At 45.9% G+C, this 14537-nt stretch carries 10 protein-coding genes; 6 read left to right on the forward strand and 4 right to left on the reverse strand.

The features are described 5' to 3' along the window. The first annotated feature begins 7 nt into the window (after positions 1 to 7). The 5 genes from EL633_RS01120 (at position 8) to EL633_RS01140 (ending at position 6864) form a co-directional block, all read left to right on the forward strand. Positions 8 to 895, forward strand: coding sequence for an acyl-CoA desaturase (locus EL633_RS01120; protein ID WP_126625430.1), 888 nt, complete (start codon positions 8 to 10; stop codon positions 893 to 895). A 337-nt stretch (positions 896 to 1232) separates the two neighbouring features. Then, positions 1233 to 2294 (forward strand): mannose-1-phosphate guanylyltransferase, encoded by a 1062-nt coding sequence (locus EL633_RS01125; RefSeq protein WP_126625431.1) that lies wholly within the window; start codon positions 1233 to 1235, stop codon positions 2292 to 2294. An 882-nt stretch (positions 2295 to 3176) separates the two neighbouring features. Then, complete coding sequence (locus EL633_RS01130) at positions 3177 to 4166, forward strand: glycosyltransferase family 2 protein (protein ID WP_126625432.1); 990 nt, start codon at positions 3177 to 3179, stop codon at positions 4164 to 4166. A gap of 421 nt (positions 4167 to 4587) precedes the next feature. After that, positions 4588 to 6384, forward strand: coding sequence for an oligoendopeptidase F (gene pepF / locus EL633_RS01135; protein WP_126625433.1), 1797 nt, complete (start codon positions 4588 to 4590; stop codon positions 6382 to 6384). 249 nt (positions 6385 to 6633) lie between these two features. Next, positions 6634 to 6864 (forward strand): CsbD family protein, encoded by a 231-nt coding sequence (locus EL633_RS01140; RefSeq protein WP_126625434.1) that lies wholly within the window; start codon positions 6634 to 6636, stop codon positions 6862 to 6864. 212 nt (positions 6865 to 7076) lie between these two features. On the opposite strand, the gene zwf is transcribed toward EL633_RS01140, so the two are convergent. Next, the gene (gene zwf, locus EL633_RS01145) at positions 7077 to 8657 is read right to left on the reverse strand and encodes a glucose-6-phosphate dehydrogenase (RefSeq protein ID WP_126625435.1); all 1581 of its coding nucleotides are present in this window, start codon (positions 8655 to 8657) and stop codon (positions 7077 to 7079) included. A gap of 253 nt (positions 8658 to 8910) precedes the next feature. Between zwf and EL633_RS01150 the strand changes: the two genes are divergently transcribed. Next, positions 8911 to 10338: a dihydrolipoyl dehydrogenase family protein gene (locus EL633_RS01150; RefSeq protein ID WP_126625436.1), complete on the forward strand. Its 1428-nt coding sequence runs from the start codon at positions 8911 to 8913 to the stop codon at positions 10336 to 10338. A gap of 64 nt (positions 10339 to 10402) precedes the next feature. Here the strand turns inward: EL633_RS01150 and EL633_RS01155 are convergent, their stop codons facing one another. From EL633_RS01155 to EL633_RS01165, 3 genes are all read right to left on the reverse strand, one after another. After that, the gene (locus EL633_RS01155) at positions 10403 to 11401 is read right to left on the reverse strand and encodes a hypothetical protein (protein ID WP_126625437.1); all 999 of its coding nucleotides are present in this window, start codon (positions 11399 to 11401) and stop codon (positions 10403 to 10405) included. A gap of 301 nt (positions 11402 to 11702) precedes the next feature. Next, positions 11703 to 12761 (reverse strand): alpha/beta hydrolase, encoded by a 1059-nt coding sequence (locus EL633_RS01160; protein WP_126625438.1) that lies wholly within the window; start codon positions 12759 to 12761, stop codon positions 11703 to 11705. 164 nt (positions 12762 to 12925) lie between these two features. Next, a complete protein-coding gene (locus tag EL633_RS01165; protein ID WP_126625439.1) occupies positions 12926 to 14443 on the reverse strand; it encodes a phytoene desaturase in 1518 nt (505 codons plus the stop codon). Between the last annotated feature and the right edge of the window lie 94 nt (positions 14444 to 14537).

Raw genomic sequence — 14537 nt, forward strand, 5'->3', positions numbered from 1 at the left:
AGGTTTGATGAAATCCAGTACCCTGTACAAAGGTGTCCTTGTAGTTGTAGTTGTACTACCCTTCCTTGCCACCATCTATGCCATGTGGACATTATGGAATAGAGCCGTCTTCCTTTCAGATATAGTTATGCTTCTCGTTCTCTATACGTGTGTGACCTTTGGCGTTACAGTCGGTTTTCACCGTATGCTTACACATCGTAGCTTTATGGCCAACCCGGTCATTAAATTTTTATTGCTCGTCTTTGGCTCAATGTCCTTACAGGGTCCTGCCATCGAATGGGCTGCGACTCATGTCAAACATCACGCTCAGGCGGATAAAGAGGGCGATCCCCATAGTCCCGTTGAGGGCTTTGTCCATGCTCACTTTGGCTGGCTCTTCAAAGACCGCATGGCTGATCCAAATGTCTATTGCCGCAACCTCGTCAATGATCGTATGGTCATGTTTGTAAGTCGCACCTTCTTACTCTGGGTTGCACTATCATTGTTGATTCCTTTCGCGATCGGTGGCTGGCATGGGTTGCTCTGGGCTGGATTAGTTCGCATTTTTATCGTGCACCATGTAACCTGGAGTGTTAACTCAATCTGCCATACCTTCGGTATGCGTGAGTTTGAGACAGGCGATAAAAGCCGCAATGAGTGGGTGGTTGGCTTACTGGCCTTTGGTGAAGGCTGGCATAATAATCATCATGCCTTTCCACGCTCAGCCTTCCATGGGCTTCACTGGTGGCAGGTAGATTTCTCGGCCTATCTTATTCGCGCCATGGAACGCCTGGGATTGGCGAAAGATGTTTATCGTATTCCACCTGAGATGCTGGCTCGCCGTTATCAAGGTGCTAGTGCCACAGCAACCGGAGCATCAACAGTAGCCAAAAAAGCGGTTACGCTCAGCAAATAGCAACAGAACAAATAAGATTTTAGCAAGAGGGGCTACCGACAATTGCGGGTAGCCCCTCTTCTTCTTTTCACACAACAATGTATCTCATGTGTGGAGTGGGTCTGGTATGTAGCCGAACCCCAGGCAAGCGTTGCAGACACCTACGAAGAGAAATTTAAACGACCCGGAAAAGAAACAGAGTGATCGCAATTGTCAAAAAGTTCTAGCATATTAGTTCTTTAGTTTGACACCAGAGGAAAACACCGATACAATCCCAGCATACGCTCGTTGCATAAGAATTTGCATACGAAGTTAACTATGAAACAGGATTTTCGATGAGGAGGCGTACTTTCTCAAGATGAAACATCTTAACGCCGTTATTTTAGCGGGTGGCAGTGGTACACGCTTATGGCCCCTGAGTACACCAAGCTTTCCCAAACAATTTTTACCGCTTCCAAGTGGTCAAAGCATGATTCAGGAAACCCTGGAGCGTGTCGCCCCACTCGTGACCCCCGAACAGTCTTGGGTCGTTACCGGTAAAAGTATGGCCGATCTTGTTCAAGAGCATCTGCCAACTGTGCCCGCTCATCATATTCTACGCGAACCCATGGGACGCAATTCCGCCCCGGCTATTGCCTGGGCCGCAGCATCAATTGCCAGGCAGGACCCCGATGCTATTATGGCTATTTTTAGTGCTGATGCGGTCATTACCCATGTCGAGGGTTTACGTAGCACACTTAATCTAGCATACGAACTGGCTGAACAGGGTAAATTGGTAACCATTGGTATCCAACCAACCTCACCAGAAACAGGGTATGGCTACATCCGCTTTGCCGAAGAAGTAAGTAGTGGCTCTGGCTACACAGCTTTCCAGGTGGAACGCTTCGTAGAAAAACCTAATCTAGCAACAGCTCAATCATACCTGGATGATGGACATTATGTCTGGAATGCTGGCATTTTTATCTGGAGTGTCAAAGCCATCCTGGCCGAGTTTGAACAACATTTACCTGATATTGCTAAAAAGATTTATCAGATTGTAGATAAAGCATCAACGGATGAGGCTCAGAACACACTTGATACCCTCTGGACCGAGTTACAATCAATCTCAATTGACTATGGAATCCTGGAAAAGACTTCTCAACTGGTCGTCATTCCAGCCCAACTCGGATGGAACGATGTCGGCAATTGGCAGCAATACGGTTCACTCTTTCCGGCTAATGACCAGGGAGTCCACGCAGTCGGATCCCATTTTGGCCTCGGTAGTCAAAATGTGATTGTCTATAATAATACGCCACGCCGCATTTATACCATTGGTCTGGAAGACGTTGTTATTGTAGAAATGGATGATATGACTGTCATCTGCCACAAATCACATGTCCAACGCGTGAAAGAATTGGCAGAACACCATAAAAAAGCGTAAAAATCACTTTTATTTCTATCGTAATAAAAAGTACTTTTATATATATAGAGATTGTATCTGATCCTCACGATCTCCGCGATCTTCACGTCTGAGTTTGCGTGCCTTCAGCGTACAAGAAGTAATCTCGTAATGAATCTTATGAATCTTATGCGGTAGAAAAGTGCGCTGTGCGCACTTTTCTACCGCATAAGAAAAAAGCTCGGGCGCGTCAGCGCCCGTCCGTACAAGAGCGGCACGCTTCCATGATAATGAGAGCAAGATACATTCTGAGGAAGAGGGAGCGACCTCTCTTCCTCCACCCCTCCTTCTACCTTTCCTCAATCTCATCAATAGAGATACTCACAATTGATCCACTTTAGCGTCAAAACATATGATATAATTGTTGACAGATTCGTAATACCTCAAAAAGAAGGGGGTCTGCCATGTTACTCTCCCAACAACTAATCTTCGCAAGCAAAGGTACAAGACCGCTGACACTATACCCCGGACAGCAACTCATCAACCTTACAAAGATATATTACGTGCTTACTAGTAGGGACTAATGTTGCCCGCAGAGGTGGCAATAGAGCATCCCGTCAAGCCGAACAAGAAATATTTATGGGGTAAAAGCCAATGTATATTAGCAACGCAGATATACAATTATGAACAACTATGATAGACTTTGGACGCTACGTCCAGTTGGTCATGGCGACCCAATGATCGATCACACTTAAGGCATGTCCCAACAGCCAGAGGCAAATACATGCACAAGTTACACCAGAAAAAAGATGTTGTTGTGCTCACCCGGCTATTTTCCAAGGGACTGCCGCCCCGTATACATATATCGGGCTGGTAGGAATGTTTCGTGGATAGAGTTTAACGTAGCAAGGAAGGAAATAACATATGACTACCCGTCCATATCGTCAAGGTATTCCGGAAGAAATTCTCGCACTCTCTCATGAACGTGATCTCCTTCGGCGTAAAGGACAATACGATCGCGCTGATCTCCTCAAACAGCAACTTGAGGAGGCTGGCTACGTCGTCAAAGATAATCCACATGGCGCTCATCTGGTTATTCTACCGAGCATCTTTGTGGATGGAACCCTCTATCGGACCGCACGTCAATTGCCTTCACTGCTCAATGAAGCTGATCTCTGCACTTTTTCGGTGAATGTTCTGACGCAGAACAGTAGTGAACAGACACGTCGCTGTGTAGAAAGTGTGCTGCGTTACGCTGATAATATCGACATCGAGGTTATTCTGGTCGATAATGCTTCACAGGACGGCTCAGACATCTGGGCGGAAGCACTACACCATCAGGATCCACGTGTTCATGTCTTGCGAACTACACGCAAAATGGGCATTGCCGAGGCACGTAATATTGGTCTACAACAGAGTCGCGGTAAATATATTCTGTTGTTAGATACCAATGTCGAACTCACGGGCGACATTTTTACTCCACTGGCACGCACTCTTTCAAGTGCTGAAGTCGGCTTGACGGGCTTACGTGGTCTGCATACCGACGATCTACGCCACTTTGAGGAAAGTGATGAGCAAGAGGTTGAAGCTATTGATCAACAATGTATGGCTTTTAAACGCTCATTGCTAAAACAGACCGGCCTGTTAGATGAAGGCTATCGCTATCCCTGGTATATGGATATCGACTTTTCATTTGCCATTCGCGACCTGGATGTCAAGGCTGTTCGCACGCTTGATCTTCCACTTATCGCTCATCCGCTTCTGGATACCATCAATCTTTCTGACGCTGAACGTACACGCAGGTCTAAGCGAAACTTCTATCGCTATCTCTCAAAATGGGGTGATCGCGAAGATTTGCTTCCTGAAGGCTTCGATGATGAGTATGAAGATGAGGAAGATCTAGACGAGGAATAGTTTCCTTCATTCCCGCAATGTTGACAGAGGAGCAAATAAAAAATATTTGCTCCTCTTCTTTTTTATGCCGGAAAAGTCTATTGGGGTCCAAATATTTTGAGATTCCTATCTCACATTCTTGAGGAGTCTTACGATTTCAGTGTTCTCCCTCCTCGAGATTTGTGAGACATATGAGGAAATGAGGAGAAGTTTTAGAGGGATTAGCATGTAACATACTAGCAAAAACACGCATGATCAGTCAGGCTTCTATATTTCTTGCTAGCTCTCTTCGCTCTATGACAAACATTCACCAAAACGATGGGTTTTCGCTGTTCTATTTCCAGGAAATATAAACCGGCTGTTCGCTAGAGGCATATGATATTATGTGAGTACATCCAGAAACACACCCGTTTTCACATCATTGAGGAAAGGTTGTAGAACATTGCAAACGTATAAGAAGCGTGATGAGATTCCAACAGAATATACCTGGAACCTCGGGAGCATCTTCTCACAGGACGAGGAGTGGGAACGCGATTTTCAACGTATCCAACAGCAATTGCCCGAATTAGAATCCTTACAAGGTACCATCAGCTCAAGTAGCTCAGCACTACTCAACGTGCTGCAAAAACGCGATGAGATCTATGAGGCACTGGAGAAATTATATGTCTATTCCTCCATGCGCAAGGATGAGGATACCACAAACAGCAAGTATCTTGCGATGGCAGATCGCGCCATGCAGTTATTTGTACGTACCTCGACTATCGCGGCATTCATAGAACCCGAAATACTGGCTCTCCCACAGGAGACACTCAATCAATACATCACACAAACGCCGGGACTTGACCTTTATAACGTCCAGTTACAGGATCTAAATCGCAAACGTCCCCATGTACGTTCTGCCGAAGTCGAAGCTGTACTCGCGGCTGCCGGTGAGATCACAGATGCTCCTGATGCAATTTTCTCGATGATTGATAATGCTGACCTGAAATTACCAACAATCAGGAATGAAGAAGGTGAAGAAGTTGAACTGACCCAGGGCAACTATTTGACCTTTATTCGCAGCAAAAAACGCAGTGTTCGCAAGGAGGCCTTTGAGGCATTACATAGCACTTTCCTGAAACAGCGTAACACGATTGCTTCAACACTGGCGGCGCAGGTAAAGACCGATATCTTTTATACGCGCCAGCGCAATTATGGTTCCAGTCGCGAACGCGCACTCTCACGTTATAACATTCCTGAAAGTGTGTATGACAATCTCATCTCAACGGTCAGTGAGCATATTCCATTGCTTAATCGCTATATGAAGCTCCGCAAGCGTATCCTGCAATTGGATGAGTTGCATATGTATGATCTCTACACTCCAATCGTTGAGGAAACAACAGATGGAGTCACCTATCCAGAAGCGCAGAATACAATTGTGCAAGCGTTAGCGCCTCTAGGTGAGAATTATATCTCAATCCTCAAAGAGGGTTTTTCTAAACGCTGGATCGATGTCTTTGAAACACCTGGTAAACGGGGCGGCGCCTATAGCGGTGGGGCCTATGGTACTCAACCATTTATCCTGCTTAATTTTCAGGAGAAGCGTGAAAGTATGTTTACTTTGGCCCATGAGTTAGGGCACTCAATGCACTCGTATTTCACGCGTAACAACCAGCCTTACCAATATGGCGATTATACGATCTTTGTGGCTGAAGTAGCGTCAACACTCAATGAAGGATTACTCACCGAGTATCTGTTGAAAAACACCAATGATAATGCGGTGCGTATCGCTATCCTCAATCATTCACTGGAAGACATTCGAGCTACACTCTTCCGTCAGACGATGTTTGCGGAATTTGAACAACAGATTCACAGTCACGCAGAAAAAGGTGAGGCCTTAACCGCCGACTCCTTGACTGACATGTACAGTGGACTGAACAGGAAATACTATGGTGATGAGGCCATCATCGACGATCTGATTGGCATCGAATGGGCGCGTATCCCTCACTTCTACTACAACTTCTATGTCTATCAGTATGCCACAGGCATCTCAGCCGCCTCGGCGCTAGTTCAACAGATCCTTACAGAGGGTGAGCCAGCGGTCAAGCGCTATCTGCAATTCCTGAGCTCCGGCTCATCGGACTATAGCATCGAGCTGTTGAAAAAAGCGGGCGTGGATATGACTACGCCTGAACCTGTTCGTCAGGCCTTCCAACTCTTTGAAAGCCATCTCAACCAGATGGAAGAGTTATTGGGTTAATTTTTCACCATTTCAAGAGAAAAGATGTTGCATGTTATATGCACGCAACATCTTTTTTTTCTTCTCACTTGCTGACAAAGTCAGTCGCCACCGGTGTTTATGCCCCTGATACAATTACCGGATCCACTACAGCAGAGTTTAGATGTATCCCTTTAGTCCCTCTCATGAGTATCATATGAGAAGGGTGAGAAAAACCTTACCCCGACCGAACAAATATGTCGCAATTTCATTTAAAGGAGATTTGAACATATGAGTAACGAACACGAACACAAAAAAGATCTCGGAGAGCACGGTAGCGAAGATACGCTGAAAGGCAAACTGAAAGAAGCTGCCGGTAAGGTTCAGAGCGCCGTCGGTAAAGCTACAGATAATCCCAAAACCGAGGCCCGAGGCGATGCTAAACAGGTTGAGGGTAAGACCCAGAATACTGTTGGTCATACCGAAAGAAAGATCGACAACGCCCTGGATCCAAACAAATAAAAAGTAGTCTTCCCCCATTATCAATAAAACTACTTAAGCTAAACCAAACAAAAAAGCCACCATATTAATTGGTGGCTTTTCTGTTTGCCCGGAAAATACCTTTACTTGCCGCGCAGAAAAAAAAGGGATCCGGAGTTATGTCCAGCTCCCTCTTTCACAAAGGTTCTAACGCTTAAAGCATTCTGCTTTACCATCAGAGGCTAGTCAGAACACTAGGGGTTAACCCAATCACGGCCGTCCCTCTGAATAAGTTTATCTGCTTCTTCAGGACCCCAGGTGCCAGCGGCATATGGATATACGGTATTGGGATCCATTTTCTTCCAGGTATCGGTGATACTATCGATGATACGCCAGGACTCTTCGATTTCGTCACGTCGAATAAAGAGGGTAGAATCACCAACAATACAGTCAGCAATCAAACGTTCATACGCCTCTGGCAGTTCAATACCGAAAACGGTCTTATAAGAGGCATTAAGATCTATAGTTGCTAGATCGTTGGCGGCTCCAGGTACCTTCGCTCCAATTTTAAGATCAATTCCTTCATCTGGTTGAATACGCAAAATCAGCCGATTTGGTTGCAGATCCTTCATCTGTTCTGGCTTATAAAGTTGATGGGGTACACGCTTAAACTGGACCATAACTTCAGTGGAGCGTTTAGGGAGATGTTTACCAGTACGAATATAGACAGGTACATCAGCCCAGCGCCAGTTTTCAATGAATAATTTTAAAGCAACATAGGTTTCGGTGGTTGATTGTGGGCTAACACCTTTCTCTTCTTTATACCCCACCACATGCTTGCCATCCTGCTCCCCTGCCACATATTGTCCACGAACCGTACGTTCTTGCACCTGTTCTGGAGTCAGAGCACAAATGGCACGCAGAACTTTGACTTTCTCATCGCGAATATCATTGGCTGAAAAATCGGCTGGCGCTTCCATGGCAATCAAGGAGAGTATTTGCATCACATGATTCTGCACAATATCCTTGATCGCGCCTGAAGTCTCATAATACTCAGCCCGATTCTCAATACCCAGGCTCTCAGCAACGGTAATCTGAATATGATCGATATATTTCTGATTCCAGAGCGGCTCCATAATACTATTGGCAAACCGGAAAGCAACAATATTCTGGACGGTCTCTTTGCCCATATAGTGATCAATCCGGAAGATTTGATCTTCGTGAAAAACCTTGCCAATCTGCGCATTGAGACTACGAGCTGATGCTAGATCATGACCAAAAGGCTTTTCTGTGATGATACGGACCCAGGATTTCTTGCCGTTGCCATTTTGCTTAGGAGGTTGGGCCAATCCAGCTTTACCCAGGTGCTCAATAATTTCCGCATCGGTATCAGGCGGGGTGGCCAGATAAAACAGACGGTTGCCACCAGTATGTTGTTCTTTATCCAGAGTATCTAACAACTGGCCTAAACGCTGATAGCCTGCGTCCTCGTCAAAATTAGATTGACAATAGAAGAGGCGCTGAGCGAAGGCCTGTTTGCCTTTATCGTCCAATTTATCGTCGGCTGCCATATATTTATCAAGCGACTCAAGCACCATAGCACGCCATCCCTCGTCACCAAGTGGACGCCGGGCAAAGGCGACAATGCAAATCGTCTCAGGTTGGGGATGATCGTGAATAAGATGGGCCAGGGTTGGCAATATTTTACGTTGAGCCAGATCACCTGTAGCTCCAAACAACACAATTGCGCAGGGATTAGTTTCATGTCCTCCCTGCCAGATATTATGATCTTTTAACTTGGGGACCGTCTGTTGTACTTCAGTTTGCTGAGTCATAAAAATTTCTCCTCAAGATACCTGACAATAGTCCACAATATACATACCTGCCTGTTATACAAAGCTTGATTGACATCAGGGAGGCATACATATCTATGATATATACGAAGCACACGCATAACACTTTGACACTTTATCTCATTCACAACAAAAAAGCCTGACAATTTGCTGGATAATCAGATAAAACATCATCCATTCTTACCCAATCCATTGTCAGGAACATATCATTATAGCAAAAGCAAGAGGAGCTACTATGGATCGTACACAATATGATTTGACAATTATTGGTGGAGGTTCTGCGGGGCTGACGGCGGCACAGATTGGTCATTCATTAGGAGCACGTGTCCTTCTGATCGATAAGGAGTGCCTGGGAGGCGACTGCTTGTTCACTGGCTGTATTCCAAGTAAAAGCTTGATTCATGTGGCCCGGCTCGTTCACCAGGCACGTACAGCTGTCCAAACGGGATTTCTTATCGGAGATAGCGGACAGATAGATATGGAGAGAATCGGTCGCTATATTCAGGAGGTAATCAAGCAGGTCTCAATCAATGAAAAGTCGTATACGGTCGGCGTCGATGTGAAATTTGGCGAAGTCACCTTTGAAGCACCAACGGTTCTTAATTTGAATGGGCAGCAGATTACCACTCGCCAAACCTTGATTGCCACTGGCTCACGACCGGCTATTCCAGCCATCCCAGGTCTGGAGAAAATCAATTATTTTACCAATGAAGCGGTTTTCGATCTGCAGCGGTTGCCAGCGTCACTGATCATTATTGGCGGTGGACCAATCGGAGTCGAGCTTGGACAGGCATTACATAGATTAGGGACGCGGGTGACGATCCTTCAACGCGCTGCACGCATTCTTCCTCGCGAAGAAATAGAGGTATCCGAAAGTCTGATCAACCTCTTACGCGCCGAAGGCCTCACTATCCACACAAACATCCAGATGAGAGAAGTCAAACAGGCGGGACAGAAAAAGGTCGTTATATATAACCAGGGAGAGCACTCCCTGGAGATTGAAGCTGATGATATTCTTATTGCAACGGGTCGACAACCTGATCTAGCTAATCTCAATCTTGAGGCCGCGGGCGTAGCTTATAAGCCACATGGCATTCAAGTCAATGACTATTTACAAACCTCGACACCAAACATACTGGCACTCGGAGATGTATTGGGTGGCTATTATTTTACTCACGTCGCGGCATATCAGGCTGGCATCGCGGTTCGTAATGCCTTGTTACCAGTTGGCAAACGGAAAGTAGATTATCGCGTTATTCCATGGTGTACATTTACTGATCCTGAAGTTGGCCACATTGGCATGACAGAAAGCGAAGCCAGACAACACTATAAGAAGGTGCAAACTATCAATTATCCCTGGTATGAAATAGATCGAGCCCAGACCGAAAATGAGCTTGCTGGCTTGATCAAGCTTGTCATGGCCGGTCGTAAACAGGAGATTGTTGGTGCACATCTTGTTGGCGCACACGCAGGTGAATTACTCGGCGAACTGGCCCTGGCGATGAAACAACATCTCCCCATCAATGCTATCTATAATACAATCCATCCCTATCCAACCTATAGCACTGGCCTACAGCAAGCCGCCTATGCAACATATTTACAGAGTAAGGCCGCCACCAACAATCGCCGACTGATCCAGACTATTTTACGTCTAAAAAAATAAGAACCCGAAAAGATGAGGGCATCATCCTTCAAATGATGCCCTCATAGACCTCATACAAATAACATCACGATGTGGCAATTTTCTTGCGTCGTGGAGCGCTATGATAGGCATGCTTTAAAAATTGTAACGGCGGACTGGCCAGTAGAAGCGCCAGTAAACCACCCAAAATAATTGGTAGCAGAAGAGACAAAGTGATTGATGCCACCAGCGGTACATGTAAAAGGGCCAGACAGACAAACTGTAGCACGACTAGCAGGGTCAGTAAGCCACAGGTGGTAAAGATAGCGATGGCTTTCCAACGCGCACGGAGTCGCTGGCTCATGACCTTCTGGCGTAGGTGCGATTGCTCTGAGATACTGAATTGCAATGCAACTACCCGCTGTCGCTCTTCATCCAGCAGTCGCCGCTCCTCATCAAGCGTTTCCGCCATGCGCTCAACTTCCCGTTTCAAATGTATGGTCTCAGCCAGATAACGATCACCATCAGCACGCGACTTCATCTCTACAGCCTGCACAAATTGCCGTAAAGGTTCAGGTATCGCAGCAGATGTATCCGTTAATGTCTGCGCGATCTCACTAATGTGAATCTGCACTTGCTCAGCCACTGTGTGTTCAAAACTCTGCAAGAGATCCTGCTGCATAGCGTTTAGTGCTGCATACTCCTCCGCTAAATGATTACGTTCATCCATAAGCTCTAACAAATGGGTCTGGTAATGAGAGATTTCTTGTTGCTGCCCATCGTGTATAACGGCAATGTCGGTCTCAAAGCGACTTTGCAATTGAGCCTTTTCCTGATTGAGCCGCTGCACTTCGCTACGTACCTCATCCAGATTAGCCTGCAGACGACGATTTTCCTCGCGTAACATCACCATCTGACGCCAAGCAAATCTGTTCGTTGAAGGCTCAGTTCCCAAAGCAGGCAAGGCATCAGTATTTTTATCCGCCTGCTGCTTCTGCTGTAGGATGTGTTGACGACGTTCATTCAAAGCACTACGATGGTCGAACGTACGCGGAAGCTTCTCTAAAGCCTCGGTTGTTTGTGTAACCTCTTCCGATGAAAACATTGTACCCCTATCTCCTTAATACCAACAAAAACCGACATGGCCGATAGTGCATAGAATGCGACTACATTATTGAGCGCTGCTTGTAATAGATTATGCACGTAACTTCGGAAAGATTCAAGGGCCTGAATTCCAAAACCTGTGTTAAAGTGGCTTTACGCCTTATTTTATTTCACCATGAATCTGTATAATTCAAAGGCTTTTGTGGCCTGACGGGATGATAAAATAAAAGAGGCAGCAGTACTATGGTTCATTTTGAGATGGGGAGGAACCACTTATGGTTCCTCCCGCTCTAGTAACAGCGTTATCCTACCAGACGATGACCTTCTGGCAGAAAATCTTTCAGGTGTTTGGCGAGGAATGTTTGAATAACAAGATCATACTGCAGGGGATTCCAGCCATAAGCACCACAGTGGATATTTGCGTCAACAAAGTAGGTCTCTAGAGGAGCCCCATAGGCAGCGGCTTCAGCTTTAATCTGGTGAGCATGCTCAATAGGAATGAGATTATCACCCGAGGAATGAATTAAGAGGATAGGAATAGGATGGTATTGTAAGATTTTTTTTGAGCGTTGTTTCCAGCGTTTAAAACTGCTATCAGGACGCGCAACGACCGTAAAACCAAAACGTAGTCGAAAGACGATACGGCTCATGGCAACAATACTCCAGGACAATATCGTCACTAACGATTGCGGCAACGGCCGCAGTGGGTAGCGCAGCATCCATTCATCAACCAGACGAAAGGCAACCAGACGACGCAGAATATCATCTGAGCGTGCATAAGGACTATCAGCAATAATAGCTACTACATCCGGATGGGGAGTAGTCAATAGTGCGACGGCCGCTCCCATTGAAAAGCCATGAATAATGATTTTTCCTGGCATGGTCTCCGGTTGGTGCCCTGCCACATAAATGGCGGCCTCCATATCGCGTACTTCAGCATTACCAGCGGTAGTCATCACACTCTCGCTATCGCCATGTCCCCGAAAGTCAAAGAAAAGGACATTATATCCACGTGCATATTCCAGTTGGGCAACTGGACGCAGATACGAGCGAGAAATGCGATATCCATGGCATAAAATCACGGTTGGCGCCTGAACCGGCTGAGCCCAGAAATCTCCACATAACAACGTACCGTCAGAGGCATTAAACAATAAGGAACGCTGTGCTTGTAGTGGAGGTTCTTCAGGTGGACATGGTGGTATACCCCATTCAAAGGCGCCCTCAGGCAAAGGGATATGTGGACGAGAAAATTCATTAACAAAGAAATGCGCTACAAGTGCCAATCCACTAGCTACAGTAAGCCCTAGGATGCTTGCTGTACTCGTTGCGAGCCCGATGGCCCATCGATGCTGCCCAGCCATAGCAGTTGTCTCCTTCCAGGTAATGATCAAGCTGGATCACCGATTACAGTACAAGTGCCGACCAAACACAGGGAGGTGCGGCGAAGAAAAGGAACAACATACATTCCATCTGTGTTCCAGCTCTTCACTGCACAAATAGTAGCCTGGCTTATCTATAGCACATCCTAGTTACCAGTTCCCGCCGATGTCATAGTCTGCATCTCTTTCTGAGAAGGATTAACTCCAATCATATCTGCTACTATTTTACCTGAACTCATGACTCCAGGTAAACCCGCTCCGGGATGAGTTCCGGCTCCAGCAAAGTAAAGATTGGAAATATCTTCGCTAACGTTATGTGGGCGGAACCATGCGGACTGTGTCAGGATCGGCTCGACTGAGAAAGCACTACCCAGATAACTATTAAGGGTATCCCGGAAGTGAAGTGGATCAATAGCATGCTCAGTAACGATATGTTTGGAGAGATCCGGCATGTAGTGTTCTTCCAGATATTGGACGATCGAGTCTCGATACGGTTTCGCCATCGTGGTCCAATCGGTATTTCCACCCAGATGAGGAACAGGAGAAAGCACATACCAGGCATCATGACCTTCAGGGGCTAAAGAAGGATCCGTCGCAGTTGGACGATGGAGGTATAAAGAAAAATCTTTGGATAATACCTTATGTTTAAAGATATCATCTAGCAAGCCTCGATAGCGTGGCCCCATCAAAATTTCGTGGTGGGCCATATTTTCATATTTGCGATCAGTACCAAAATACAGTACGAAGAGCGACATCGAATATTGCATGTTTTGCAATTTACGATCAGTATTTTTCTGACGATATCTGGCCTGTACCAGATTCATGTAGGTAAAGGCAACATCCGCATTACTGACAACGATCTGGGCTGGAAAGAATTGTCCATCGCTGGTACGAACGCCTTCAGCCTGCTTATTCTGCTCATTGATCACAATCTCGGACGCTTCAGTATTGAGATGGAGTTGCCCTCCCATATCCTCAAACAGCTTAACCAGGGCACGAACAAGCGCACCTGTCCCTCCCATAGCAAACCAGACCCCAAAACGCTGCTCCAATGTATGAATTAATGCATAGATCGAAGTACTCTGAAAAGGATTGCCTCCAATTAAGAGCGGATGGAAGCTGAAAACCTGGCGCAGACGTTCGTCCTTAATATATTGATTCACAAAGGCTGCCACGGATTTTTGCGCTTGTAAGCGCACCAGATCAGGCAGTACTTTTGCCATTGATCCAAATGTGGTAAATGGCTGATCGATTAATTCAAAGCCAGTCTTGAAGATCTTTTCGCCTGCATGCGCAAAGCGTAAATAACCTTCTTCGTCTGCTGAATTGAATTCACGAATCTGTCGTAAGAGATTTTCGCGATCGGCATTATAACGAAAAATAGAACCATCTTCAAAACGAATGTTATAAAATGGATCAATTGGGATGATATTAACGTAATCCTCGGTCTTTTTTCCGCACAGGGCAAATAAATCATGGATTAACCATGGGGCTGTAATAATTGTTGGTCCCCCGTCAAAGGTAAAACCATCTTGCTCATATACATAGGCTCGTCCACCTGGCTTGTCTCGTTTCTCAATCACGGTTACCTGATGACCCTGAGCCTGCAAGCGTATCGCTGCTGTCAGGCCACCAAAACCGCTACCAATTACGGTAATATTCATGAAGACTCCTTTATATAAAACATGCATGTATGCTGAAAATATGTTCCATCATGACTACACTAATGATCGCTCCCCACCTGCCTAGCAGAGAAAT

The organism is Dictyobacter alpinus (assembly GCF_003967575.1).
In the GTDB taxonomy this organism is placed as follows: Bacteria; Chloroflexota; Ktedonobacteria; order Ktedonobacterales; family Ktedonobacteraceae; genus Dictyobacter; species Dictyobacter alpinus.